This is a genomic window from Streptomyces sp. NRRL WC-3626 (assembly GCF_000718785.1).
In the GTDB taxonomy this organism is placed as follows: Bacteria; Actinomycetota; Actinomycetes; order Streptomycetales; family Streptomycetaceae; genus Streptomyces; species Streptomyces edwardsiae.
This window is the reverse complement of sequence record NZ_JOCA01000025.1, coordinates 55,710-80,968: the sequence shown is the minus strand read 5'-3', so window position 1 is coordinate 80,968 and position 25,259 is coordinate 55,710. Positions and strand designations below refer to the sequence as shown.

The 25,259-nt window shown below is 71.2% G+C and carries 26 protein-coding genes; 15 read left to right on the top strand and 11 right to left on the bottom strand.

Translation table 11 applies throughout. The features are described from left to right. Positions 1 to 144 precede the first annotated feature (144 nt). Positions 145 to 1,041, top strand: coding sequence for an NAD-dependent epimerase/dehydratase family protein (locus tag IF28_RS38245; RefSeq protein WP_158713728.1), 897 nt, complete (start codon positions 145 to 147; stop codon positions 1,039 to 1,041). 133 nt (positions 1,042 to 1,174) lie between these two features. On the opposite strand, the gene IF28_RS0130310 is transcribed toward IF28_RS38245, so the two are convergent. Together IF28_RS0130310 and IF28_RS0130305 are read right to left on the bottom strand one after the other, a co-directional pair. Beyond that, on the bottom strand, positions 1,175 to 1,492 hold the full coding sequence (locus IF28_RS0130310) for a DUF427 domain-containing protein (protein WP_106982172.1): 318 nt from the start codon (positions 1,490 to 1,492) through the stop codon (positions 1,175 to 1,177). Positions 1,493 to 2,226: 734 nt separating this feature from the next. Then, on the bottom strand, positions 2,227 to 2,811 hold the full coding sequence (locus IF28_RS0130305) for a TetR/AcrR family transcriptional regulator (RefSeq protein WP_030226911.1): 585 nt from the start codon (positions 2,809 to 2,811) through the stop codon (positions 2,227 to 2,229). A gap of 254 nt (positions 2,812 to 3,065) precedes the next feature. Between IF28_RS0130305 and IF28_RS0130300 the strand changes: the two genes are divergently transcribed. Beyond that, positions 3,066 to 3,932, top strand: coding sequence for an alpha/beta hydrolase family esterase (locus IF28_RS0130300; protein ID WP_030226909.1), 867 nt, complete (start codon positions 3,066 to 3,068; stop codon positions 3,930 to 3,932). Between the two features lie 196 nt (positions 3,933 to 4,128). Here the strand turns inward: IF28_RS0130300 and IF28_RS0130295 are convergent, their stop codons facing one another. The 3 genes from IF28_RS0130295 to IF28_RS0130285 all read right to left on the bottom strand — a co-directional run bounded on the left by IF28_RS0130295 (position 4,129) and on the right by IF28_RS0130285 (position 5,753). Then, positions 4,129 to 4,557 carry a VOC family protein gene (locus tag IF28_RS0130295; RefSeq protein WP_030226907.1) on the bottom strand — a complete coding sequence of 143 codons (429 nt, stop codon included), beginning with the start codon at positions 4,555 to 4,557 and terminating at the stop codon, positions 4,129 to 4,131. A gap of 293 nt (positions 4,558 to 4,850) precedes the next feature. Further along, entirely contained in the window at positions 4,851 to 5,384 is a 534-nt protein-coding gene (locus IF28_RS0130290; RefSeq protein ID WP_030226905.1) for a 2'-5' RNA ligase family protein, read from the bottom strand. Positions 5,385 to 5,393: 9 nt separating this feature from the next. Continuing rightward, a complete protein-coding gene (locus IF28_RS0130285) occupies positions 5,394 to 5,753 on the bottom strand; it encodes a helix-turn-helix transcriptional regulator (protein WP_030226903.1) in 360 nt (119 codons plus the stop codon). Between the two features lie 167 nt (positions 5,754 to 5,920). Between IF28_RS0130285 and IF28_RS0130280 the strand changes: the two genes are divergently transcribed. After that, on the top strand, positions 5,921 to 6,241 hold the full coding sequence (locus IF28_RS0130280) for an STAS domain-containing protein (protein WP_234325380.1): 321 nt from the start codon (positions 5,921 to 5,923) through the stop codon (positions 6,239 to 6,241). A 194-nt stretch (positions 6,242 to 6,435) separates the two neighbouring features. Beyond that, a complete protein-coding gene (locus tag IF28_RS0130275; RefSeq protein WP_030226901.1) occupies positions 6,436 to 6,678 on the top strand; it encodes a DUF5133 domain-containing protein in 243 nt (80 codons plus the stop codon). Positions 6,679 to 6,799: 121 nt separating this feature from the next. Here the strand turns inward: IF28_RS0130275 and IF28_RS0130270 are convergent, their stop codons facing one another. Further along, positions 6,800 to 7,801, bottom strand: a complete 1,002-nt coding sequence (locus tag IF28_RS0130270) for a LacI family DNA-binding transcriptional regulator (RefSeq protein WP_030226898.1) — start codon at positions 7,799 to 7,801, stop codon at positions 6,800 to 6,802. Positions 7,802 to 8,078: 277 nt separating this feature from the next. On the opposite strand from IF28_RS0130270, the gene IF28_RS0130265 reads away from it, so the two are divergent. After that, on the top strand, positions 8,079 to 9,014 hold the full coding sequence (locus IF28_RS0130265) for a DUF1996 domain-containing protein (protein WP_051713933.1): 936 nt from the start codon (positions 8,079 to 8,081) through the stop codon (positions 9,012 to 9,014). Between the two features lie 55 nt (positions 9,015 to 9,069). Then, positions 9,070 to 9,651 (top strand): DUF305 domain-containing protein, encoded by a 582-nt coding sequence (locus tag IF28_RS0130260; RefSeq protein WP_030226894.1) that lies wholly within the window; start codon positions 9,070 to 9,072, stop codon positions 9,649 to 9,651. 2 nt (positions 9,652 to 9,653) lie between these two features. Here IF28_RS0130260 and IF28_RS0130255 read toward each other — a convergent pair whose 3' ends face one another. Continuing rightward, entirely contained in the window at positions 9,654 to 12,065 is a 2,412-nt protein-coding gene (locus IF28_RS0130255; RefSeq protein ID WP_030226890.1) for an ABC transporter permease, read from the bottom strand. Beyond that, positions 12,062 to 12,754, bottom strand: a complete 693-nt coding sequence (locus IF28_RS0130250; RefSeq protein ID WP_030226888.1) for an ABC transporter ATP-binding protein — start codon at positions 12,752 to 12,754, stop codon at positions 12,062 to 12,064. The genes IF28_RS0130255 and IF28_RS0130250 overlap by 4 nt, the downstream gene beginning before the upstream one ends. 211 nt (positions 12,755 to 12,965) lie before the next feature. On the opposite strand from IF28_RS0130250, the gene IF28_RS0130245 reads away from it, so the two are divergent. Further along, complete coding sequence (locus IF28_RS0130245) at positions 12,966 to 14,252, top strand: sensor histidine kinase (RefSeq protein WP_030226884.1); 1,287 nt, start codon at positions 12,966 to 12,968, stop codon at positions 14,250 to 14,252. Beyond that, positions 14,249 to 14,941 (top strand): response regulator, encoded by a 693-nt coding sequence (locus tag IF28_RS0130240; protein WP_030226880.1) that lies wholly within the window; start codon positions 14,249 to 14,251, stop codon positions 14,939 to 14,941. The genes IF28_RS0130245 and IF28_RS0130240 overlap by 4 nt, the downstream gene beginning before the upstream one ends. Before the next feature lie 226 nt (positions 14,942 to 15,167). Here the strand turns inward: IF28_RS0130240 and IF28_RS0130235 are convergent, their stop codons facing one another. Beyond that, positions 15,168 to 16,037, bottom strand: a complete 870-nt coding sequence (locus IF28_RS0130235; RefSeq protein ID WP_030226878.1) for an AraC family transcriptional regulator — start codon at positions 16,035 to 16,037, stop codon at positions 15,168 to 15,170. A 336-nt stretch (positions 16,038 to 16,373) separates the two neighbouring features. Between IF28_RS0130235 and IF28_RS0130230 the strand changes: the two genes are divergently transcribed. After that, positions 16,374 to 16,925, top strand: coding sequence for a hypothetical protein (locus IF28_RS0130230; protein ID WP_030226873.1), 552 nt, complete (start codon positions 16,374 to 16,376; stop codon positions 16,923 to 16,925). Here IF28_RS0130230 and IF28_RS0130225 read toward each other — a convergent pair. Beyond that, entirely contained in the window at positions 16,915 to 17,493 is a 579-nt protein-coding gene (locus IF28_RS0130225; protein WP_030226869.1) for a TetR/AcrR family transcriptional regulator, read from the bottom strand. The genes IF28_RS0130230 and IF28_RS0130225 overlap by 11 nt on opposite strands. Positions 17,494 to 17,582: 89 nt before the next feature. Between IF28_RS0130225 and IF28_RS0130220 the strand changes: the two genes are divergently transcribed. Next, positions 17,583 to 18,029, top strand: coding sequence for a DUF1772 domain-containing protein (locus tag IF28_RS0130220; RefSeq protein WP_030226866.1), 447 nt, complete (start codon positions 17,583 to 17,585; stop codon positions 18,027 to 18,029). A gap of 15 nt (positions 18,030 to 18,044) precedes the next feature. Here IF28_RS0130220 and IF28_RS0130215 read toward each other — a convergent pair whose 3' ends face one another. Then, positions 18,045 to 19,247, bottom strand: a complete 1,203-nt coding sequence (locus IF28_RS0130215) for a L,D-transpeptidase (protein WP_030226863.1) — start codon at positions 19,245 to 19,247, stop codon at positions 18,045 to 18,047. Positions 19,248 to 19,465: 218 nt separating this feature from the next. Here IF28_RS0130215 and IF28_RS0130210 point away from each other — a divergent pair, with 218 nt between their 5' ends. Genes IF28_RS0130210 through IF28_RS0130190 form a run of 5 tightly spaced genes read left to right on the top strand, consistent with a single transcriptional unit; the run spans position 19,466 to position 25,149 of the window. Continuing rightward, the gene (locus IF28_RS0130210) at positions 19,466 to 20,668 is read left to right on the top strand and encodes a peptidoglycan bridge formation glycyltransferase FemA/FemB family protein (RefSeq protein WP_030226860.1); all 1,203 of its coding nucleotides are present in this window, start codon (positions 19,466 to 19,468) and stop codon (positions 20,666 to 20,668) included. Between the two features lie 5 nt (positions 20,669 to 20,673). Continuing rightward, positions 20,674 to 22,326, top strand: a complete 1,653-nt coding sequence (murJ, locus tag IF28_RS0130205) for a murein biosynthesis integral membrane protein MurJ (protein ID WP_051713932.1) — start codon at positions 20,674 to 20,676, stop codon at positions 22,324 to 22,326. Positions 22,327 to 22,349: 23 nt separating this feature from the next. Continuing rightward, entirely contained in the window at positions 22,350 to 23,033 is a 684-nt protein-coding gene (locus IF28_RS0130200) for a response regulator transcription factor (protein WP_030226857.1), read from the top strand. Then, on the top strand, positions 23,030 to 24,556 hold the full coding sequence (locus IF28_RS0130195; RefSeq protein ID WP_078621535.1) for an ATP-binding protein: 1,527 nt from the start codon (positions 23,030 to 23,032) through the stop codon (positions 24,554 to 24,556). The genes IF28_RS0130200 and IF28_RS0130195 overlap by 4 nt, the downstream gene beginning before the upstream one ends. Next, positions 24,553 to 25,149: a hypothetical protein gene (locus tag IF28_RS0130190; protein WP_030226850.1), complete on the top strand. Its 597-nt coding sequence runs from the start codon at positions 24,553 to 24,555 to the stop codon at positions 25,147 to 25,149. The genes IF28_RS0130195 and IF28_RS0130190 overlap by 4 nt, the downstream gene beginning before the upstream one ends. Positions 25,150 to 25,259 lie beyond the last annotated feature (110 nt).

Sequence of the window (25,259 nt, the reverse complement as noted above, 5' to 3'; positions counted from 1 at the left end):
TGCCGGCAGTTCCACCGCCCTGCCCGAGGTTCGGAGCCTCCGGACGGGTCGACTCGGACAGTGAAACGGATGACTCATCCGTTTAGTGCTAGAGTACGACAACCGGATGAATCATCCGTTTCACTGTGCGGTTTTGGAGGGAACATGCAGATCCTCATCACCGGGGGCACCGGCTACTTGGGCTCGGTGCTCGTCGAACACTTCCTCGCAGCAGGCCACGAAGTAGTGGCACTGACCCGGTCCCCGGAATCAGCAGCGAAAGCGACCCAGGCGGGTGCGCGTCCTCTGCTCGGCAGCCTGACCGACACCGCGCTCCTGGAAAGGGCCGCAACACAAGCCGATGCCGTGGTGCACACCGCAGTCGACCATTCCGACAGCGATGATGCGGTCAGGGCAGAAGCCGCTGCCGTGGAGGCGCTGACCCGCGGGGCGGGAAAGGCGGGCACGGGCAAACCGTTCATCTACACCAGTACGAACCTGGTCTACGGGCTCGACCCCGCCCATTCCCGCAACGAAAACGCCGAACTGCCGGAGCCTGGTCTGCTGCCGTCCAAGCTCGTCGGCGAGCGCTTGGTACGCGAGGCGGCGGGCCTGAACGGCGTCATCATCCGCGCGAGTCTGGTCTACGGTCGAGGCGGCACCCTGCTGTTGACCAGTCTGATCGACGCCGCGACCCGCTCGGGCGCTGTCACCTACATCGGCTCCGGCGACAACGAGTGGACCCCGGTGCACGCGGACGATCTCGCACGCCTGTACTTGAGGGCCCTGGAGCATCCGGTGGCGGGGATCTACAACGCGTCCGGACCGCAGCAGTTCACCTTCCGCGAACTTGCCGAGGCGATCGCGGATCTGACCGGAACCACCGCGACCTCGATCACCGCCGAACAGGCCGCGAGCACCATGGGGCCGATCGCCGCGCTGCTTCAATCCTCGGCGCGCACACCGTCCCGGAAGGCATACGAGACGTTCGGGTGGAGCACGAGCGGTCCCGCCCTGCTGGACGACGTGCGCTCCGGCTCCTATCAGGTGGCGAACCCGTGAGCCCAGCCTCGTCAGCCACGCCGTTGCCGGTCAGAGAAGAGGTGGACCGGGCCGCCGCTCCCGCCGCAGCCCCGGCGGCCATACACCGTCGCACCCAATCGTCCGGTAGTTCCGCCGTCCTCGGCGAAATCCGTCAGGACACTTCCACCTCGTAGAAGCACAGGTGTCCCTTGATCTCGGCCACCTCCGGCTTCGGGTCGGGGTACGCCCAGACGAGATCCGGCACGTCCGGCAGCGACCAGTACGACGCCTCACCCTTGAACGGACAATGCGTGTGTGTACCGGACTCGGTCAGCAGATCCAACCGCACGTCCCGGACGGGGATGTAGTACGCATCGGGACAGCCTGTCTCGCGCAGAACCAACGCCTCGTCGCTCTCCGCCAGCACCAACTCGCCGCGCACCGCCCGCACATGCCGATCACTCGGTTCAACGGTGATGCGATGTCCCATGCGCCTGGGCAGTCCCTGGGTCACTGTCGTCCTCCCTGGTAGTCGATCTTCCCCCCAGACAGCACCACCGGAAGGCGAGTTCTTCCCGCGGATGCACACACATGCAGTCGTTCCGCAAACCTCCACGTTCCCCCCTCACCGTCGACACAACAGCACGCTGTCCACCGACCGAGAAATCCGCAGGAGGCCCCGAGACCGCAGATGGCATGGCGTCGGCACCCTGCCACCCGCCTCGGTGAGAACCGGCCGGCCGCCCGGGAGACATCACGGCCACCCGCCGGGAGCCCACGCGCCGCAACGACGTGCGGGCATGGGGCGGCCGCTCCACGGCGGGCGTGGCGTCTGCGGCGCCGGAACGGCAGCCGAGTGCCGCAATACGGGCGCCCGCCCGCTTCCGCGAGGTCCCGCGGCGCCACATGGACCATGTCCATGACTGCGCCGAACCGGCCACACCGAGCGCTCCGCCTACGGCAGGGAGCACGAGCGTGTGCCCGGCGCGGTCTGCCAAATGACCACCCACGCACCCGACGTCAAACGGCCGGGGTCCAGCGCTGCGCGGCCGCACCGACGTCAGGGTGTCCGTCTGACCGTTGGCCTCCAGAGCGGACTGTACGAGCGGGCCGCCGCTCCCGCCGGCTTCGCCGACACTGCACAGTCTCCCGCTCGCCACCGCCGGTTCCCGGGTGCGATGGCCTTCCGAAGCATGACCTGGAACGGCCCCGCCGCAGGGCGCGTCATGGACGTGGAGGTGCCGTACGAAGCCCTTCGAGGGTGATGGTGAGGTAGCGGCGGGCGGCGACTGAGCGGTCTTCCGCGCTGGTGGCCGCATGGACCGTCGCCGCGTGGACCACTCCGCACATGAGCGGCAGCAGGTCGGTCTCTGTCACGTTGGGGTCGGCCGATCCTGCGGCGTGCGCGTGGTGGAGGAGCTGCGCGAAAACCTCGTTCAGCCGCTGCTTGAGCACGGTGATGTGAGGCAGCGCGTCGACAGGCGCGGCGAACACCGGTGAGAGTGATGCGTCGGCCACGACGGCGGCAGTGCCGGCGTGCAGGTAATCGGACAGCGCTGTCCACGGGTCGTCGCCACGCAGAGCGCGCTCGGCGTGCGCGATCAGCGCCTCGACGCCGGGAGTGGCCACGGTTTCGAGCAGCGCCTCCGGAGTGGGGAAGTGCCGGTAGACCGTGGCCACTCCCACCGAGGCGGCCCTCGCCACGTCATTGAGCTGGATCGGCGTTCCCGCGTCCACCAGCCGACGCGCCACATCAATGATCTTCTGCCGGTTACGGGCGGCGTCTTTGCGCAAAGGAGCAGCGGGCACGTAACAAACCTACCGGATACTTCATCCGTCCGTGTTACCGTGAAACGGATGAAGCATCCGTTTACTTCGGCGCGATGCCTCCTCGCCGTCAGCGAGTCCGAACACCCCTCATCGCGGCGGTCGTTCCGCACGCTGCCGGACGGCCTCACCGATGCCGAGGTGACCGAGCCGCCGTTGAACCTGGGTTCCCCGAGGAGCGCCGAAGGCGCACCCCTGTCGCCCAGGGCCCTTCTCTTCGACAAAAGGAACAGACGATGACCCCAGAGAGCATCGAAGTGAGCGGCAGGCCGCGCACCTACACCGTGGTCGGGGACGCGGACGGCAAACCCTCACGCGCCCTCGTCATGATCTTTCACGGATCCTCCCAGACCGGGCAGACGCACCGGAAGTTCACCGGCGGCGCTTACGACAGCCTGGCGAGCACAGGCGAAGCCGTTGTCGTCTACCTCGACGGTCACGGGGGAAACTGGAACGACGCACGCCGCAACAGTTCTTTCGCCGCACGCACGGACAACGTGGACGACATCGGCTTCACCCGGGCGGTGGTCGGGAAACTGGCGGCAAGTCACCGGATCGACAAAGACCGCGTCTTCGTGGTCGGCTATTCCAACGGCGGGCAGATGGCGATGCGCCTGATGCACGAGGCACATGATCTGATCGCCGGAGCCGCGGTGATCGCGGCGACACTGCCGACGCCGGAGAATTTCCTGGCAGCGGATGCGTCTCCCGCGCCCGTGCCGGTGGCTCTGATCCATGGGACCAAGGACCGCATCGTCCCCTACGCGGGTGGCGAGATGCGCTGGTGGATGCGGAAGCTGTTCAAGGTCGGCGGGCGGAGCCTCTCGGCGCCGCAGACCGCAGCCTACTTCGCAGAACACAACGGCATCACCGACGAACCGGTCAGCAGCCGACTGCCGCAGCGGCCCGGCTCCACCGACGGAACATCCGTAGAGCGCACCACCTACCAGCAGCAAGAACGGCCTACGGTGGTGCTGTACACGGTGCATGGGGGCGGTCACACCATCCCCGGCCCCGCCAAGGGACCCGCCCTACTCGGCAGGACCAACCAGGACATCGACACCGTCGAAGTGCTCGACGAGTTCTTCGGCATACGGAGGTAGCGATCCTCCCGGTACCCCGGTCGACCATGTCGTGAATGCCCAGCGGCAGCGGCCCTGGGCCGACAGGAGCGTCCGTACTGCCGGGCGGCACGACGCCTGCCGCTGCACGCCGGCCGCCCAGCCGCTTGCCCCGTCCAGGGCATGACCCCGAAGGCCTGAGCCCCCCATTTCTCGGCCACTCGGGCGGTGGCCACGCTCAGTCAAGACAGAACTCGTTGCCCTCGATGTCCTGCATCGGGATGCAGGCGTCCTTGCCGTCATAGAGCGTCCGGACGTGTACCGCGCCGAGCGGGACCAGCCGTGCGCATTCGGCCTCGAGCGCGGCGAGGCGCTCCTCACCCACGAGTCCGGTGGCGACCCGCACATCAAGATGCAGCCGGTTCTTGGCAGCCTTCCCCTCGGGGACGCGCTGGAAGTACAGTCGCGGGCCCACACCCACGGGGTCGATGCAGGCGAACCATGCATCCCGCTGCTCAGGGGGTTGCGACTGCTTGAACTCGTCCCAGGTGGCACATCCCTGCGGTGGCGCCGGTACGACGTACCCCAACACCTCGCACCAGAAGCGGGCGAGGCGCTCGGGTTCGGCGCAGTCAAAGGTGACTTGGAACTTCTTGATCGCTGGCATCGGGGCACCGTACCAAGAAGGATTCCGCTGCTCCTCGGGCTCACTCCCGCCCCGTCATGGCGGTGCCGGCCCCCGCCTCTTCACCTGCCCTCGCGCTCGACATTCGACGGCCATGGTGCGGACGGAGCCTGCTGCTCGTCCCGTCCTTCCCCGCGACCAGTCCCTTCGTGGGATACGGCCCGGACGCGCCCACGGGCCCTCCGCGTCCCCTCGGCCTGGCCCCGCCCCGACGGACGATCTGGAGGTGCTCTCCCGGCTGACCGGGGGTTTCGTGACAGATCGGCGTCGGAGCCTCAGGGGCTGGGCTCCAGAATCTCCAGGGCGCCGGTCTCGGTGTCGTAGCTGCGCAAGGTGGTCAGCCGGACCGACAGCGGCGGCGCCGGCAGCAGTTCGGGGATGCGCCGACCGGCGAAAGCACCTGACCGCCGGGTCCGGCCGAGGGTGATGTGCGGGCTCCAACGCCCAGGCCGGTGAAAAGGGCTGAGGGACTCGGGCCGGCTGTCCGAGGCCACCGCCTCCCACACCCGCTGGTGCAGACCGGCCAGCGCGGAGTCGAGATCCAGCGACCAGGCCAGCACCGAGGTGGGCCGCTCGAAGCGGACCACGCCGGTGAACCGCACCGGAAGCGGCAGGTCGGCGGCCACCTGGGCGAGTTCCCAGCGAATCGGGGCGGTCAGCTCCGGGCAGGCGGCCAAGGTGAGGTGCGGGCTGTTGGTCGGTGAGCGATGGCGCGCCTGGCTGGGCAGCCCCGCGTCCGCGAGCCGCCGCCAGGCCTCCCGGACCACCAGGTCTGCCGCCTCATCCAACAGAAGCTCGACGGTGCGCACCGCAGCACCCTACCCAGCGGTCGGACGATCTCGTCGCACGTCCCTGCCGCCGGGCTTCCCGGTCCGGTCGGTCTCGTCCTGGACGAGCAGCGAGAGCAACGCGGCCACCGACAGGCCCGCTTCAGCAGGGTGGCGCAGCACGTTGTCCGGCTCGATGCGATAGGTGTTGGTACGGCCATCGCGGGTGTGGGACAGGTATCCGCCCTGCTCGAGGTCGGAGATGATCCGCTGGACGGCACGTTCGGTGAGCCGGCAGTGGGCGGCGATGTCACGGATCCGGACGTTCGGATTGTCGGCGATGGCTGCCAGCACGCGCGCGTGGTTGGTGACGAACGTCCATCCGGAGTGAGATCCAGGCACTTCAACCATGCACGGCATTCTACGACCGTCTTTACTGGACACCAGATACATGACACACTTTTCATGCAATGGACGGCATGATCTAGCCCGGACGGAAGCAGAGAGGGTTCAAGGTGTCTTTGGACGCAGCGGTCACTGGGCGCTCGATCGCTGCCGGCGAGAGCCGGCTGCAGGTCTTGAACCAGACCAGGATGGTGCAGCACGAGCACTGCGGCACGTGGGTGATCCGCGCACAGGGTTCCTACGACATCGAGTCGGTCACGCCCTTGGCGCACGCGCTGGAAAGCGCGGCCAAGGTGCATCCGAAGGTGGTCCTGGACGCCTCCGGCATCACCTTCGCCGACTCGTCACTGCTGAACCTCCTGATACGCACTCACAGGGTGACCGATCTGCGCGTGGCGGCCCCGACGCAGCAGCTGCTGCGACTCCTGCAACTGACGGGAGTCGATACGGTGGTGAAGGCACGGGAGACAGTGGAGGAAGCCGTCGCCTGCTAGGCCGCTCCGAATCCGTCGCGGCACGGACTCCTGCCCACCCGGCTGCAAGGAGCGCGTAGATCTTCCGGCCCGGGGCATACGAAGGTCTGCCTGACGGCGCCCGGTGGTCATCGGGTGCGTCGGATGCCATCGAGACAGTCACGCCCGGCAGCGGTCCATCCCGCTGCCGGGCTTGCGAGGGGAGAGGTTTCACCATGATCCGACCGGCGGAGAAGGAGCTGCGCGCGGTGCTCGCCCGGTTCGCTCAGGCACGCATCGAACACGACGTGCTCCCCACCGGCCACACCAGCAGGGTGCTCGAGGACACGACGTACACGCTGTGCGTGATGACGGGAGCCCGCACCCCCGAGCAGGCCCTGCGCACGGCGGACAGCCTGCTCGCCCAGTACGCGGAGCGTACGAGCGCCTCCCGCGAGGACGAGACACTGGCCGCATAGGGGCCGGCGTCGCGCACGGTGGTGACCGATGCCGTCCGGCGCCGAAGCCCCGCGTGGGTGTCCCGCCGGACCACGTCTGCCGGTTCCGCGGCTCACCGGCCAAGTCCCGGAGCCCGCGCGGTCACACGCCCGTCGTGGACTGCCGGGCGACCACCGAGGTGGGCAGCACGGCGGAGGGAGCGGGCGGCTCCCCGCCCTGGAGAAGTGCGAGGAGCATCCGTGCCGCGGTCTCTCCCATCTCCCTCATCGGCTGGCGGACCGTGGTGAGGGAGGGGTGGGTGAGGCGGGCCGCGGGAATGTCGTCGAAGCCGATGACGGCCACGTCGCCGGGTACGCGCAGGCCGGCGGTGCGCAGGGCCGCCAGTGCGCCGATGGCGGCGAGGTCGTTGTGGGCGAACACGGCGTCGAAGACGCGTCCCTCGCCGAGCAGCCGGGTGACGGTTTCCCGCGCGTCGGCCTCGGTGAAGTCGCTCTCGACGACGAGTGCGGGATCCAGCGGGTGGCCGCCGTCGGCGCAGGCGGTCGCGAAGCCGTCGAGGCGGTCGCGTACACAGCCGAAGCGCAGGGGTCCGGTGAGGACGAGGGGCGTGCGCCGGCCCGCGGCCAGCAGATGGTGCGCGGCCGCGGCGCCTCCCTCGTGGTTCGCGGCGGTGACGTGGGGGAACTCCGGATGCCGGCCGCGGTCGTCGATCAGTACGACCGGGAGTCCCTTGCGGTGCAGTGCCGCCAGCATCGGCAGGGTGTCCTCCGGCTCCACGGCGAGCAGTCCGTCGAAGGCCCCCGCGGAGACCTGGCGGGTGAACCGCCCGACGGATTCGGCCCCCCGGTTGCAGGTGAACAGCAGCAGCCCGAACCCGGCTTCCTCGACGGTGTCGACGACCCCCTGGAGGACCTCGCCCATCCACGGCCAGGTCACGGAGGGCACCAGCATGCCGACGGTACGGCTGCTCCCCCGGGCCAGACCCACCGCACCCGAACTGGGCACGTAGCCCAGCCGGTCGATGACCTCCCGGACATGGGCCCTGGTCGAACGGTCCACCTCGCCACGCGTGTTGAGCACGCGTGAGACGGTCGTCTTGCTCACGCCCGCGATCCGGGCCACGTCCGCGATGGTGACCCGCAACTGGGCGCCCCTTTCCCCGTGTGCCGCCGCCGGACAGGGCCGCCGCTCGCGGTCTCGTGTCCGTCGCGGCGCCGAGTGAAGCAGCGGGCTCGCCCGGCCGTCAACACCGTGACCTCGCGAGGCGTCACGTGTTGAAGGCATCCGGGCATCGGGATGTACCGATCTCTACGAGCAGTATTGACGGCGACATGACAGTGCCGTTTCACTCTCGCCAGGCCCCGGAACCGGTTCCGGGACCGGTTCCGGCAGCCCCCACCACTTCCTTAGGAGGAGTGCTGTGCTGAGAACGTCCGCACACCCGCCCGCGGAGAGCCCCCGCCGGCGTCGCGCCTGGCCGACCGCCCTGGCGGCCCTGGGCCTGCTGCTCGCCACCCTGTACGGCGGTGCGGCCGCACCGGGCGGCGCCACGAAGCCCACCGAGCTCGATGCCGCTCCCCAGGCCGCCCAGGTGGTCCGGGTCGCGGAATTCCTCGCCGAGTGTCCCTACAGCCACCGGCTCCCCGACGACCCGATCGTCTTGCCGGGCCTGCCCGGGGCCTCTCACATGCACAGCTTCTTCGGCAGCCGGGTCACCGACGCGCACACCGATGTCACCGACCTGCTGGGCTCGTCCTCCACCTGCAGTCCGGCCGTGGACACGTCGTCGTACTGGGTGCCCACGATGTACCGCGGTGATCAGCCCGTGGAACCCACCGGCACCACCTTCTACTACCTGGGTGAAGGGGTGCGGGACGACATCATCCAGCGCATCCGTCCGTTCCCGCAGGGACTGCGGATCGTGGCCGGCAACGCCAAGGCGACCGGCGTCGACGATCCCACCTCCGTGGCCCGCTGGTCGTGTCTGCACCACGGCGAGGTCAATCCCTCGAAGGACTTCGTGAACTGCCCCGCGGGATCGATGCTGGAGTCCTACCTGGACTTCCCGCAGTGCTGGAACGGCAGGGATCTGGACTCCCCCGACCACAAGAGCCACATGTCCTACCCGGTCAACGGAGCGTGCCCGGCCGGCCATCCGGTGCCCGTGCCCAAACTCCGCCAGGTCCTGCGCTACCCGGTCTCCGGCAGCACCCAGGGACTGCGCCTGGCGTCCGGCCCCGGCTACACCATGCACGGCGACTTCTTCAACGCATGGCCGCAGAACGAACTCGCCCGCAGGGTGACCGACTGCATCAACGTCATCGTCAAGTGCGGAGCGGACGGCAGGCCGTCCTGATCACCGGTCCGTCCGTCCCGTACCCCGGCACGTCCGCCGAGCCGAAGGAGCAGCGATGCGCGATGTCACGGCTTCACGCCGACCGAGCGCCCTCGGTGCCGTCCTTCTGGTGTGCGCGCTGGCCGTGCCGGGGTGCGCCGGTTCGTCACCTGGTCCGTCCCGGCCCATCCCGGCGTCGGCTGCCGCCTCGCACGGCGGCCTGACCACCACCGACATCGGCTGGACCCAGCTCCTGATCGCCATGGACGACCAGGCCCGGTACGTCCTTCGCCTCGCACCGCGACGGAGCGGCAGCCGGGGCCTCAAGGACTGGGCGTCCGGCACCGCGGACCACCACCGTGCCGAACTGGTCGCTCTGCGCGCCCTGTTGAGCGACGCCGGCCTGCCCGACGACAACCCGCACAAGGGGCACGACATGCCCGGCATGGTCAACGCCGAGGAGCTGCGGGCCCTGGAGGCCGCCCGGGGCCCGCGGTTCGACCGTCTGCTGCGATCCGCGCTCGTCGAACACTTCACCCAGGCCGGGAAGCTCGCGGCGGCCGTCCGCACGGCGGACACCGGCGCCCGGGTGAAGAGGGCCGCCGCGGCCAACGGCTCGTACGCCCGTGACGCGCTGCGACGCCTGCGGTCCGTCTGACGCTATTCGGTGCGCAACGCCGTCGCCACAGGGACCTTCGCCGCCCAGCCGGCCGGGACCAGCGCGCCCAGCACGGCGAGGGCGACGCCGCCCGACCCCAGCAGGAGCAGCTGAACCGGGGCGTACACATCGAGGACGGACGACGGCATGCCCGTACCCACCGCGCGGCCCATGACCGGCATGACGAGGCCGTGCAACGCGTACCCCACCGGCACACCCGTCAGCGCACCGAGCACACCGACCGCCGCCACCGAGGAGAGCACGAGAGCCATGGTCTGCCGTGGCGTCATGCCGATCGCCTTGCAGACGCCCAGGTCGTGGACGCGTTCCCGGGTGTCGAGGACCACGGAGTTGAGAATGCCGAGGCCGGCCACGCACACCAGCATGAGGGTGAGCAGCAGTGTGATCGCGTCCATGACGAGGATGACGCCCTTCCGCTCCGCCGGGGGCGTGGTGGTGGCGTCGCCTCCCAGCGGCCGTACCACCGCCGCGAGTCGGTGGGCGTACGCGTCGGCGGAGACCTGGGGCTTCACCTCGACGAGGAAGGTACTGGGTTCGGCGGAGGGGAAGTTCGCCATGTCCGCGTGGATCTCCTGCGCGTTGGCCGAGGTGTCGAAGGACTCGCCCACGATGCGCAGGTCGGCGCTCTCCCGCTCATGCGTCAGTCGGATCGTGTCACCGACCTCCGTGCTGGTCCGTTCCAGGAAACGCGTGGGCACCACGACCTGCCCCTTTCCGCTGATCCAGTGGCCTGAGAGCATCGCGCGGCCGCCCTCGCGCGCATCGCCTTCGTAGAGGCTCGCCCGGACCGAGCCGGAGAGCCCGGCCACGGCGACCTCGGTCCGCAGCGTGCCGTAGTACGACGCCGTGCCCGCCTGGGAGTCGAGGGCGGACCGCACCTTCGCCGGGTCCGCGGCCGCGGGCTCGGCCGTCTCGCCGTTCGCCGGGGACGGGGTGGGCTGCTCGCCGCCCCCGACCGGAGGGGGCGGTGGAGCGGCGATGGTGTGCGGTACGGCCGTCGTGACCGTGACCGCGGCACGGTTCTCCGGATCCTGCGAGGAGCCGACCGCGCTCAGGGAGGAGGTCAAACCCACCGCGAAGGTCACCGCGGCCGTGCCGAACGCCACCGCGAGCAGCATCGCGAGGGCGCGTACCGGATGGGTGAAGGGGGTGGCGAGGCCCTGGGTCACCGGCCGCGGCAGGGGCAGCCGTGCCAGCGTCCGGTGCGCCCACCGTCCGCGCCCCGTGCGTGGCGCCCGGCCGACCGCGAGAACCTCGACCGTGTGCAGCCTTCCGGCCCGCAGGGCGGGGATCAGTGCCGCGAGCCCTACGACGAGCAGGGCGGCGGCCGGCACCGCGATGTCCACCCACCAGGCCACCGAGAGGGAGACGGTGCCGTACAACGACTCCGTGTCCGCCAGCAGCGGCATCGCGAGCAGGTTGCCCAGCGGCACTCCCGCGCCGATGCCGACGGACGCCGGAATCAGCGCCTGCGCCATATGGGCGCGGACGATCTCGCCCGGAGTGAAGCCGATGGCCTTGAGGATGCCGATCCTGCGCAGGCCGGTGCCGACGGCGCCGCTGATCACACTGCTGACGATGATCACCGACATGACGATGCCGAGCACACCGAACGCCGTCACGAACGGGACGGTCGCCGCCGCTCCCTGGTCCGCGGCGCGCTTGGTGTCCAGCCAGGACTGTGTACCCAGCAGCGCCCCCGGCTCCACGGAGCCGGCGATCTTCTCCCGGTGGGCGAGGATCTGCCTCTCGGTGCCCGACGAGTCGAAGCGGTAGAGCATCTGGCTCGTGACCGGACCGCCCTGTGCCGCCAGCGCGTCGACCTGGGCCGGTGTGGTCCAGGCGTCGGCGCTCCTGCCGCTCGACACGGCGAAGCCGACGACCGTGAGCGCCGGGCCGTTCGCGGTACCGGACGCCCTGAGGGCGGACCCGATCTCGACGCCGGGCCCCTCGAACGACGGACTCAGCACGATCTCGCCCGGTTCCCCCGCCCACCGGCCGGACGCCAGTTCCACGCGGTCGACGTCACCGTCCGGGGCGAGCCGCCCGACCAGGGTCAGCGTCGGCAGCCGGAATCCGGTCCGGTCCACCGGGCGGAACGCCGTGGACGGATACGGGCCCGCGCTCGCGGTGACGCCGTCCAGCCGCCCGGTCTCCGCCAGCCGCGCGGCACTCGTCCTGGCCGGGTCGAACTGTGCCGTGAGATGGGCGCCCCGCTGCTCGGCGAAGGCGTGGTCGAACGGCGCGGCCGCGGCGACCATCAGTGCCCCGGCGACCACGGCCGAGGCGACGGCCATCATCGTGGCCACGGCGATCACCACGGTCTGCACGCGACGGCGGCCGACCCCGGAGCGTACGACCCGTCCCAGCGCGCCGTTGCCGAACGGGCTCATCGGGCGGCCCCCGCACATGTGTCGAGGGCCAGGCGGCCGTCGACCAGGTGGATGGTGCGGGTCGCGCACGCCGCCGCCAGTGCCGGGTCATGGGTCACCAGCACGATGGTCTGGCCGGCCCGGTGCAGATCCGTCAGCAGATCGCGGACGTCGTGGCCCGAGGCGGTGTCCAGCGCACCGGTGGGCTCGTCGGCGAGCAGCAGTTCGGGCCGATTGACCAACGCCCGTGCGACGGCGACCCGTTGACGTTCGCCTCCGGACAGCCGGCCCGGGTGGGCGCGGGCGTGCTTCTGGATGCCCAGCATCTCCATGAGCTCATCCGCGCGGGCCTCGGCTGCCCGCCGGCCGGTGCCGGTCAGCCGGGCCGGGAGCTGGATGTTGTCCGTGACGGTGAGGTCGTCGAGGAGGTTGAAGAACTGGAAGGCCATACCGATGTGCGCGCGGCGGAACGTGGCGAGGGCGCGCTCTCCCCACCGGTCGATCCGCCGCCCCGCCACGGTCACGGAACCCTCCGTCGGCCTGTCCAGCCCGGCGACGAGGTTCAGCAGTGTGGACTTGCCGCTGCCGGAGGGCCCCGTCACGGCAAGGGCCTCCCCCTTGGCGACGCTGAGCGTGAGCGGTCCCAGCACCGGCGCGCCGCCGCTGTCGTAGCGCTTCGCCACGCCCTCCAGTTCGATCACGTGATGCATGCGGGCTGTCCGTCCTTGCGCTCTTCGGGAAACGACATGCCGTTGAACCTAGGAGCGCCGCCGGTGGGGCGCGTCGGCCGCGGAAACGGCATCGGCTCCTTCCCGCGGACGAACCGGTCGCGGACTCCTGCCCGAGGAGGACGACCTGAGGAGGATGCCCCGGTCGGACAGGTGGACGCGGGCCGGGTGCGGGGCCCAGCAGAATGGGCGGATGGAGACGGAACACCGGCGCATGCAGCTTCTCGACGCGCTGCGCCCCGAGGGCAGGGGTGCGCCGCCGACGGGGCGAGCGGTACGCGCCGATGTGGTGCTGGCGGTCGTCCTGACCGTCGTCGCTCTGTACGTGGCACGGAACCACCCCGGTGAGGGGCCGGTGGGCGTCCACCCGCCGGTGGTCGACGTCGGGAACGGCTTCCCGGCGCCACCACCGCCCGGCCCCGATCAGGCGCCCGTGGAGAACGGACTTCCGTCCGTGCCCTGGTCGCTGATCATGTTGTCGACGCTGCCGCTGGCACTGCGGCGCCGGTATCCGCTGGCCGTCTTCACGACGACGCTGGGCGCGAGCCTGGTCATCGGCGACGCCGCCTCCTGGATCACGGTTTCGGCCTGTGTCGTCGCCGCCTACACCGCCGTCGTGCACAGCCGTTACCGGATCATGGCGATCGGGGTCCTGGTACTCGCCGCCGTACTGTCCGGTTTCGCCTTCCGGAACGCGGATCCCATGGTCCCGGGATGGTCCAGTCCGGGCTTCGTCCTGCTGGTGGCGGGAATGCTGGCGAGTCTCGTCCGTCTGCTGCGGCTGCGGCTGGTGTCCAGCCGGGTACGGGTCGCCGAACTGCAGGCGGCCCAGGCCGAGTCCATGCGCCGGGCCGTCGAGGAGGAGCGTGCCCGTATCGCCGCCGAGCTGCACGATGTCGTGACCCACAATGTGAGCGTGATGGTGATCCAGGCGGGCGCGGCCCGCAAGGTGATGGACTCGGTGCCCGGGCAGGCGAAGGAGGCCTTGCTGGCCGTCGAGGCGGGCGGCAGGGCCGCCATGGCCGAACTGCGCCATGTGATGGGCCTGTTGGCGGGACCGGACCAGGACAGGCCCGACGGCCTGGAACCCCAGCCCGGACTCGCGCAGCTCGACGCCCTGGTCGCCCGCGTGCGCGCGGCGGGGACGCCCGTGAGCGTCGAGCGGTCGCTGCCGCCGGAGCCGTTGCCGCCGGGGGTGGGCCTTGCGGCCTACCGCGTCGTGCAGGAGGCGCTGACCAACACGATCAAGCACGCACACGGCGCGCAGGCGTTCGTCTCCATCGGCTGCACCGACGGCACTCTGCGGATCGAGGTGACGGACACCGGTGGCGGGCGGGCCGGGCCCGCGGTGTCGGGCAGCGGCCGCGGGCACCTGGGGCTGCGTGAGCGACTGGCCGTCTACGGGGGCGAGTTGACGGCCGGGCCGACCGGCACCGGCGGTTACCGGGTGACGGCCCGGATCCCGAGGAGCGCGGAATGACGGCGGCCGGGCCGGCGCTGCGGGCCGTCATCGCGGACGACCAGGCTCTGGTGCGTACCGGATTCAGGATGATCCTGGCCGCGGACGGCATCGACGTGACGGCCGAGGCCGCCGACGGGGCGGAGGCCGTCTCGGCGGTCCGCCGCACGCGGCCCGACATCGTCCTGATGGACATCCGGATGCCGGGCATGGACGGTATCGAGGCCACCAGACGCATCCTCGCCGGTGAGAGCACCCGGGAGACCCGCGTCGTCATCCTCACCACCTACGACCTCGACCACTACGTCTACGCCGCGCTCACGGCGGGCGCGAGCGGCTTCCTCCTCAAGGACGTCACCCCCGAACGCCTGGTCGCCTCGCTGCGGCTGGTGCAGTCCGGGGACGCCCTGCTCTCCCCCACGATCACCCGCAGGCTGATCGAGCGCTTCGCGCCGAGCGAAGAGCCACGGACCATCGCCCCGCACCGGGATCTGTCCGCCCTGACCCCGCGTGAACTCGAGGTGCTGCGGCTGCTGGCGACGGGGCTCAGCAACGCCGAACTCGCCTCCCGGCTCTTTCTGAGCCCCACCACGGTCAAGAGCCACATCGGCCGCATCCTGTCGAAACTGGATCTGCGCGACCGTGTCCAGGCCGTCGTCCACGCCTACGAGACGGGGCTGATCACTCCGGGCGGGAGGCCTCCCGAATGAGCACGGGCCCTCCCGCCGGCTCGGCCCGGCCGCGTATGCCGGCCGGGGGTGCGAGGGCCTGCGCCCAGTAGGCCGATTCTCAGCACGCGTGTCCTCTCCGTGTCCGTATCGACCGTTCAAGCCGGCGTCAGAAGGTGGCCACCCCGGCTCACCCGCACGGGTCGAGTACCGATCGACCGCCCTCGGCGCCGGTGGAGAAGGCACTGCGGACGGTCCGCCGTGCCGGTCACGCAGGTTCGACGGGCAGCCAGAGCTCGCAGGAGGCGGTGCTGAAGTCGTCCGCGCGCTCGAGGACCGCGACGATCGAGGGGCCGGGCCGCAGGCGCCACGGGTTCGAGGGGAACCACTCGGTGGCGGTCGCGGCCCAGGTCGTCTGCAGGGCCTGCGGATGCGGTCCGGCGGTACGGAAGACCGCCCACTTGCCGGCCGGTACCTCGATGGCGTCGAGGTCCTCGGGGGCCGGAGTGTTCCGGGATACGGCGACCCCGTGCAGGTAGGTCAGCTCGGTGCCCTCCCTGCCGTCGGGGTCGACGTCGTCGCTCACCTGCAGCAGGCCGCCCGGTTCGGTGTCGCCGAGGGCCTTCAGCCGGGGGTGTTCCTCCGGCGGCAGTGCGGTGATGTGCTCCTGGATGTGCGGGTTGACACCATGGTGGATGAGCGGGACGCGGGCCGCGTGTCCGATCAGCCGGAACGCGGGGCGGTCGATGAGGCGGGTGTCCATGGGGACGCTCCCTTCGACGGTCAGGTGGAACCTGAGCTGTGGTTGTGTGCGCAGGGGGCCTCCCTCGCGGCGTACCTCACCGGGGCCGGCGCCGTGGACCGCGCGGAACGCCCGGCCGAACGCCTCGGTCGAGCCGTATCCGTGCCGGACGGCGATGGTGAGCAGATCGTCATCACCCCGGACCACGTCGGCGGCGGCGAGGGTCATACGACGCCGGCGGACGTACTCCGACAGCGGCATGCCGGCCAGCGACGAGAACATCCGGCGCAGGTGGTAACCGGTCGTGCCCACCTCCGCGGCCACTCCGCGGACGTCGAACTCCTCCGCGATGTGCTCCTCGACGAGATCCACGAGTCGGTTGAGTGCCGAGATCACGAGGCCTCCTTTCGCTGTCCACCCTGCCTGCCGGGACCCCGGCCGGACCCGACCACCGCGATCCGGTCCGATCAGGGGGACCGGGTCGCGACCGCGCTGCCGCCGTCCGTCACACGACGTTCACCGGGTGCCGCACCACCGCGTCGAACAGATACCCCTGGGCGTTGGGCACGGCGAGGTCCGGCTGGGTGCGGCCGGCCGTGTCGGTGGGACGGACGGTGTCAACAGTGCGTCCGCGTCACCGCGACCGTCTTGCCTCCGACGGCGGAGACGGTCCTCGCGGCTAGGCTGACCGGGCCAGTCGACAGTGCCCGAGATCCCGGAGGGATGGAGATCGTGAGCCGACCGCTGCTGTTCCTCGACGTGGACGGGCCGCTCAACCCTTATGCGGCCAAGCCGGAGCGGCGTCCCGACGGTTACACGACGCTGAGGGTGCCCGTGGAGCGTGAGGACGGTGACCTCTCGTCCCGGCGGCGTCCGCTGCGGGTCTGGCTCGATCCGGAGCACGGGCGCATCCTGCTCCGGCTCGGCTTCGACCTGTGCTGGGCCACCACGTGGATGGGCGACGCCAACCGGTGGATCGCACCGGTGCTCGGGCTTCCGGCGCTCCCCTTCGTCGACTTCGGTGACGTCCTGCTCCGGGAGCGTCCTGACGGTGTCCACTGGAAGACCGGTCCGGTGGTGGAGTACGCCGGCGGCCGGCCCTTCGCCTGGGTGGACGACGAGCTGAGTGAGCTGGACCGGGCGTACGTGAGCGCCCACCATCGGGCGCCGGGGCTGCTGCACCACGTCGATCCGCGGGTCGGTCTGCGTGTGGACGACTTCCGCGCGCTCGCCGGCTTCGGCCGTTCTCCGGGTGCTCCACCAGCCACCGGCCTCAGAGCATAGCGAGCCGGTCCACCAGCAGTTCCGTTCTGCGCTCGGCGTCTCCCGGCGGGAGCCTTCCCGCCCGGGTCAGGGTCGCCAGCCCGTGCAGGGCTGCCCAGAACACCTCGGTGAACAGCCCCGGATGGACGCCATCCCCGGCGGCGTCGCTGAGGTTGTCCAGCAGGGCGGCGAAGCCTTCCTTCAGGGGTTCGGGGGTGTCCTCCTCGGCGAACGCCAGGCCGCCGTCGAGCTGGAACATGGCGTCGTAGACCGCCGGGTTGCGTGCGGCGAAGTCGAGGTAGGCGCGAGCGAGGGCGCTGACCCTGGCGCGCGGGTGGTCCGCCGCCGAGGCCGCGGCCCGCAGCGCCACCGCCATCTCGGTGGCCCCCTGGAGGGCGACCGCGCCGATGATCTCCCGCTTGCCGCGGAAGTGGCTGTAGAGGACGGGCTGGCTGTATTCGATGCGCTCGGCGAGCCGGCGGGTGGTGACCGCGTCCCACCCCTGCTGCTCGGCCAGCTCGCGGGCCGTCGCCACGATGAGGCGTTCGCGGTCCGCCCGCTCGCGCTCCTTGCGTTCCTGTACCGACATGCCTCGAATCCTAGCACCGCTAGACAAGCGAGCGGCAGTAGAGCTAGCGTTGCCTCATCAGCTAGCAGCGCTAGATCCAGGGAGTCATCATGCTCAACGCGCTTCAGGTCGTCACCATCGTGGTCGTGGGCGTGATGGTGGGGGTGGAGTTCTCCGTCGCCTTCGTCATGAACCGGATCTTCAACGCCCTCCCGGAGGACAGCGGCCAGCTCGCCCGCGCCCATGGGGGCCGGATGCTGGGCGCCGTGATGCCGGTCTGGTACATCGGCTCGGTCGTCCTCGCCGCACTCTGGGCCGTCGCCGACCGGCACGGCCACGGCACCGGCCTGGTCGTCACCGGCGCCGCGCTCCTGATCGTCAGTGTGATCATGTCGGTCCTGCTGCTCGTCCCGATCAACAACCGGGGCAAGACATGGACCCCGGAGAACCGGCCCGCCGACTGGAAGCGGCAGATGGAGCGCTGGGACCGCTTCCACTACCTCCGCGTCGCCGTCATCGTCGCCGCGTTCGCCTGCCTGGCGGCCGCCCTCGTCTGAGCCGGCGGTCGTCCTTCACCGCAGCGCGCTCTTCTTCTTCCAGTCGCTCCACGGCACGTTCCACGCGCCGAAGCCGTTCCCCTCGTCGACCACGCCCTTGGTCTCCTTGCCCGTGATCTCGAACGGGTCACCCGGCCGCACCTGCCGGTAGAACCAGGCCGCGTCCGCGTCGCTCATGCCGATACAGCCCGAACTGCGGTTGGCGTTGCCGAAGTGGCGGGCGTTCCACGGGGCGGCGTGCGCGTACATGCCCGACCAGGTCAGCCGCATCGAGTAGTCGACCATCTTGTCGTAGGCGTCGCCGAGGCCGACCGTCTCGGAGTTCATGTTGATCGTGCCCTCCTTGGCCATCAGCACGGCCGTGCCGCGCCAGGAGCGCTTGTCGCCGCCGGGTGTGCCGCCGGAGACCGGGATGGTCCGTACGGTTTCGCCGTCGCGGACCAGTGCGAGCCGGTGGCGGTCGAGGTCGACCTCGACGATCTGCCGGGCGCCGACGGTGAAGGCCGTCGTGTAGTCGCGGACGAACCAGCCGCCGTCGGGGCCCGAGTCCGTGCCGTTCAGCGCGGCGTTCAAGGTCACCCTCGTGCCGGGCTTCCAGTACGACTTCGGACGCCAGTCGACCCTGTCCCTGCCCGACCAGTCGCGTATCCAGCCCCAGGAGCCCTCGGTGCCGTCCGAGGTGGTCACCTCGAGCTGTTTCTCCACCTCGGCCCGGTTCCTGACCGGGTTGTCGAAGACCAGGGAGATCGGCTGGGCCACGCCGACGGTGGTGCCGGTGCCCGGACGCCAGTCGACCTTGTTGACCTTGTCCGCCCCGACCGTGGTGAAGGAGGCCTTCGTGCTGCCGGCGGCGCCGCCCTCGCCACGGGTCACGGCGGTGACCGTGTACGCCGTGCCGGGCGCGGTCCTCCGTTCCGAGGTCCACTTGTCGCCGCCGGGCGTGACCTTGCCGGGCAGGCGGTGGCCTTCGGCGTCGGTGACGGTCACCGAGGTGAGGCGTCCGTGCGAGGCGGTGACCGTGACCGGCCGTCCCGGCGCGGCCTCCCGACCCTCGGGGGTGACGGTGACCGTGACGGGGCGGCCGGCGGGCCGCCCGGTCGAGGTCGCGTCCGGCGCGGACGGCGACGGACCGGACGAGCAGGCGGCGAGCGGCGCCAGCAGGGCCGCGGCGACGGCGGCCCGTATCGGGGCAGGGGCGAACACACGTGTGCGATGCACAGGGACCTCCGGGACGAGAGACGACTCCGCGACGACTGGCGGACTTTCGTGACCTTAGAGCCGGAAAAGGCCAGGTCGGCCGCCGCGGAGCCATGTGACCCCGGTTGGGGAGGAACGGTCATGGTCCCGTCACATTCGCCGCGCGGAGCGGTCATGCCCCGTTGTGAGCATCACCGTCGTCCCCGTTGACCAGCCGGGGAGAAGGTGAGGCTCGGACCGTGTCAGCACTCCTCGTACCGCCCGGCCGTGTGCCCCCGACCGGGAAGGGCCCCATGTACCTCGGACCCGTCAAGCCGGAGGCCTACCGTGACTTCCTGGCGTCGCCCGCCGGCCGGGCCCTCGGCCCCGGTTTCCTGCAGTGCCCCTCCTGGGCCGACGTCAAGGAGGGCTGGCGGGCCCGGCTGCTCGGCTGGGGAACGGATCCGGATCCGGGGTCGGGGACGCTGAGCGGCGCGGCACTGGTGCTGCTGCGTCAGCTCCCGGGCACCCGCAGGTACTTCGCCTACCTGCCCGAAGGGCCCGTGGCCGACTGGTCGGACCCCGACATCGACGTCTGGCTCACCCCGCTGCTCGACCGGCTGCGCGACGTGGGCGTCTTCGCCGTACGCATCGGCCCCTCCCCCGCGTTCCGGCGCTGGGACGCCGCCGCGCTCAAGCCGCACGCCGGACCGGGCCGGCGGCTGCGGGACGTGCTCGCCAGTGAGGTCGACCCGCTCGGTACCGCCGTCGCCGAGCGGCTGCGCGCCCGGGGATGGCGCCGCTGCGGCGGTGACGGGACCGCCGAGGACGGGGACGCGCAGCCCCGCCATGTCTTCCGGGTTCCGCTGGCCGGACGCACCGCCGAGCAGCTGTGGTCCGGGCTCAACCAGGAGTGGCGGCGCAATGTGCGTCGTGCCCGGAAGGAGGGCGTGGAGGTGGTCGTGGGCAGCGCCGCCGAACTCCCCGAGTTCTACCGGTTGCTGGGCCTCACCGAACGGCGCGACGGCTTCCGGCTCGGCCGCTCCCTGGCCTACTACGAGCGTCAGTACGCGGCGCTCAACCGCGAGGAGCCGGGCCGGATGAAGCTGTATCTCGCCCGTCACCGCGGTGAGATCCTCGCCGCCCACACGATGATCACGGTGGGCCGCAAGGTCTGGTACCAGACCGGGGCGTCGGCCGACCACCGCCGCGAGGTGAGGCCCTCCAACGCCCTGCAGTGGCGGATGCTGCAGGACGCCCACGCCCTCGGCGCCGACGTCTACGACATGCGCGGGGTACCCTCCACTCTCGACCCGGCCGAACGTGCGTACGGACTGCTGCGGTGGAAGCTCGGCACCGGCGGGCAGGTCGTCGAGACGTTGGGGGAATGGGAGAGACCGTTGGGCGGCACCGCCAACCAGACGCTGTACCGCGCCTTCCAGGCGTATCTGAGCCGCCGGTGAGCGCCATGGCTCCGACCGGTGCGGACAGTTCCGCCGCCCGGCCGGACGACACACGGTCCGATCCCGGTACGAAGGCGGCCTCCACGGCACGCAGCAGTGCCGTCATGGCCGCGGGTTCGGTCGTCTCCCGGGGTACCGGCTTCGCCCGCTCCGCCGTGGTCGCTGCGGCGCTGGGCACCATCGGGCCCACGGCGGACGGATACGCGGTCGGCAACTCGCTGCCCACGATCGTCTACATGCTCCTCCTCGGCGGCGCGCTCAACGCCGTCTTCGTCCCCGAACTGGTCAAGGCGGCCAAGGAACACGCGGACGGCGGCGTCGCGTACACCGACCGGCTCGTCACCGTCTGTGTGGCCGGCCTGCTGGCGATCACCGCGGCCGCGGTGTGGGCGGCTCCCGCGATCGTCGGCGCGTACACCGACTACGGGGGCCGGCAGGCCGCCATGACGACCGCGTTCGCCCGCTGCTGTCTGCCGCAGATCCTCTTCCTCGGACTCTTCACCCTGCTCGGGCAAGTCCTCAACGCACGCGGCCGGTTCGGCGCGATGATGTGGGCGCCGGTCCTCAACAACCTGGTCGTCATCGCCGTGTTCGGCCTGTACCTGGCCGTCGCGACGGGCGGCGGGGACGGCCTCACCGGGGCCGAGACGGCTCTGCTCGGCTGGGGCACCACGGCCGGTATCGCCGTCCAGACCCTCGCCCTGCTCCCGGCGCTGCGCGCGGCGGGGTTCCGCTGGCGGCCCCGCTTCGACTGGCGCGGCAGCGGACTGACCCGCCCGCTGCGGGCGGCCTTCTGGCTGGTGCTGCTGGTGCTGGCCAACCAGGCCGCCTACTGGGTCACCACCCGGCTGGCCACGACCGCGGGCCTGGACGGCGGCCCCGGATTCAGCGCGTACAACAACGCCTACGTCCTGTGGGTCGTACCGCACGGCATCATCACGGTCTCCCTGGTGACGGCGCTGATGCCCCGAATGAGCGCGGCCGCCGCCGACGGGGACACCGCCGCCCTGCGCCGCGACGTCTCCCGGGCGTTGCGCACCTCCGTGTCCGCCGTCGTCCCCGCCGCGTGCCTGCTGCTCGCCCTGGCCCAGCCGGTGATGGCGCTCGTCTTCGGGTACGGCCGTACCAGCGCCGACGACACCGCTGCCATGGCCGCGATCCTGATGGCGTTCGCGCCCGGACTCGTCGCCATGTCGGGCCAGTACGTGCTGTCGCGCACCTTCTACGCCCTCTCCGACACCCGTACGCCGTTCCTGCTCAACCTGGTGATCGTCGCCCTCAACGCGGGCCTGTCCACGGCGGCCACCCAATTGCTCCCCGCCCGCTGGGCGGTGACCGGCATGGCGGCGGCGTACTCGGTGGCGCTGTGCGCGGGCTGGGCGGTGACCGCCCTGGTGCTGAGCCGCCGGCTCGCCGTCGCCCGTCCGCTGCGGTCGACCGCCGCGGGGGCGCACGCCCGGCTCGTCGTCGCCGCGGTGCCCGCCGCCGCACTGGGCCATCTGGCGGCGCTGTACGCCGGGCGGGCCGGAGCGCTCGCGGCCGCAACCGCCGGGGCCGCTGTCGTCGTGCTCATCTTCGCCCTGCTCGCGCGGCCGCTGCGGCTCACCGAACTCGGCGCCCTGCTCTCCGGCATCCGCCGGCGAGCAGCCCGGTCCTGACCATCACCGAGGGAGAACTGATCATGCCCCGCGTGCTCCTCATCGAGGACGACCCTTCCGTGCGTGAAGGGGTCGAGCTCGGTCTGCGCCGCCGTGGACACGAGGTACGCGCGGCGGCGACCGGTGAGGCCGGTCTCGCCGCGCTGACCGAGTTCCGGCCCGATCTGATGCTGCTGGACCTGATGCTCCCCGGCATGAACGGGGTGCAGGTCTGCCGGCGGGTCCGGGAGCGCAGCCAGCTGCCGATCATCATGCTCACCGCGCGGGGCGACGACTTCGACGTGGTGATCGGCCTGGAGGCCGGTGCCGACGACTACATCGTCAAGCCCGCCCGTACCGAGGTGATCGAGGCCCGGATCAGTGCCGTACTGCGCCGCATCACCCCCTCCGGCCAGGGCAGGACGGCCATCGAGGTGCACGGCGACCTGGCCGTCGACCGGGCGGGGCTGAGCGTGTCCAAGTCGGGCCGGAACGTGGCGCTGGCCCCCTCCGAGCTCAAGCTGCTGCTCCATCTGTCCGCCGCTCCCGAGCAGGTGTTCAGCAGACAGCAGCTGCTGGAACACGTGTGGGAGCACAGCTTCCACGGCGACGCCCGGCTGGTCGACGCGTGTGTCGCACGCTTGCGCGGGAAGATCGAGGACGAGGCGGGCAGCCCCCGCTACATCCAGACGCTGCGGGGCTTCGGCTACCGCTTCGGACCGCTGTGACCTCCGGTCCCGGTCGGCCGCGGCGGCTTCGGCTTCGGCTTCCGCGGGGCTCCTCCCGCGCCGACGGACGGCCCCGTTCGAGGGCGTTCGGGCTGCGCACCCGGCTGGTGTTCGCCTTCCTGCTGGTGGCCGCCGTCAGCGCGGGCGCCACGTCGGCGCTGACCTACCGCGACGCCCGCAACGCCCTGCTGAAGACCGCCCAGGACACCGCGGTCTCCTCGTTCCGCGACCAGGTGCAGCAGACCGGCTGGGGTCTGCCCATACAGAGGGAGGGAATGGAGGAGGTCCTGCGCGACATCGCCCGCAAGGGCAAACCGCGTCCCTGGGTGGTCTTCGCGGAGTACGGCTCGGTCCGCGCCTCCTCCGGTGAGAACCCGGTGTCGACCGTCATCACCCCGGAACTGCGCCGGGCCGCGCACGCCCACCCCAACGGCAGCTTCGAGCGGGTCGTGCGGGACGGTGTGCCGTATCTGACCATCGCCATGCCCACCCTCTTCAGGACCGGCCCCGAGGGCAGGCTCCCGAGCGGTCTGGTGCTCTACGCCGTCATGCGGATGACCGACGAACAGCTCAACGTGGACGCGCTGCTGCTGGCCGCCCGGGACGGCGCCCTGCCCGGTCTCGCCGTCGCGCTGATCCCCGGTCTGCTGGCCGCGCGCAGCGTGCTGCGACCGGTGCGGGAACTGCGCAAGGCCGCCCAGAGCATGGGCAGCGGCAGGCTCGACACCCGGATCGCGGTGCGCGGCAGCGACGAACTGGCCGACCTGGCACGTACGTTCAACGAGACTGCCGGAAAACTCGAGGGTTCCGTGCGCGAGTTGCGCGAGGCGGAGGCACGCGCCCGCCGCTTCGCCTCCGATGTCTCGCACGAACTGCGCACGCCGCTGGCCGGGATGCTCGCCGTCACCGAGGTTCTGGACGAGGACGCCGGCCGGCTGGACTCCGACACCGCCCGCGCGGTCCGGCTGGTCAGCACCGAGACCGGGAAGCTCGCCGTGCTGGTCGAGGACCTGATGGAGATCTCCCGCTTCGACGCCCGCGCCGCCGAGCTCAACAGCGACGAGGTCGACCTCGCGGAGACCATCGGCAAGACGCTGCAGCACCGGCACTGGACCGACGGCCGCGTCCGCACCGAGCTGCCCTCCGGCATCCGCGCCCGGCTCGACCCGCGCCGCTTCGACATCGTGATCGCCAATCTCGTCGGCAACGCGCTGCGGCACGGTGACGCGCCCGTCACCGTGAGCCTGCGCAGTGAAACGCGCTCGTCCGGCCCGCCCGTACTGATCGTCCAGGTCACGGACAGCGGACCCGGCATCCGGCCGGAGGTGCTGCCGCACATCTTCGACCGGTTCTACAAGGCGGACGCGGCGCGCACCCGGTCGGCGGGCAGCGGACTGGGGCTGGCGATCACCCAGGAGAACGTACGGCTGCACGGCGGGACCGTCCGCGCCGGGAACCTTCCCGCGGGCGGCGCCGTCTTCACCGTGGAGATACCGCTTCATGTGGAAGAGGCCGACGGATGAGGCGTGCGCGGTCGGCCCGGCGTACCGGCGTGGTCGCCGTCGTGTCGGCGGTGGTGCTGCTCGGCGGCTGTGGCATCCGGGAGACCGATGTGATCGAGGCGGGCGGTCCCGCCACCGTCCAGACGTTCGTCGACCACGACTACGACATGCTGCTGTTCTTCCACTCCTCCGACGGCGGCATCACGCCGGTGATCCGGTCCGTGAACGGGGGCGTCGAGTACGGTCCCGAGGGAGGGCCGATCGCCGGCTTCGACCCCGTCACCGTGGACACCGTGCCGGTGCCGACGGAGAAGGTGATCCTCGCGCTGCTGCACGGTCCCGACGAACAGGACCGTGCGGCGGGGCTCGGTACGTCCCTGCCGCCCGCCCCCTCGGGCCGGACGGTCCGGGTGGAGGCGGCCGCCGCGGGCGACGGCGTCGAGGCCGACGTGCCCGTCGCGGTGGAGGGGCTGGACCGGACCGCGCTGCGCCAGCTGATCTGCACGATCGCCTACAGCCACGACGCCGACGGCCGGGCCACCGTAGGGCTCACGGGAGCGGACGGCGCTTCGGCCTCGGGGACCTGCGGTCTCGATCCGACCGTACGGCGGTGAGGCCGCCGGGCCTCGGTCCTGCCGGCCGGTCCGGCACCCGGCGATCAGTCGGAGTGGCGTACGAAGACGTCCGACATGCCGTTGGTGTCGTCGGGCGCGATGTCGTCGGC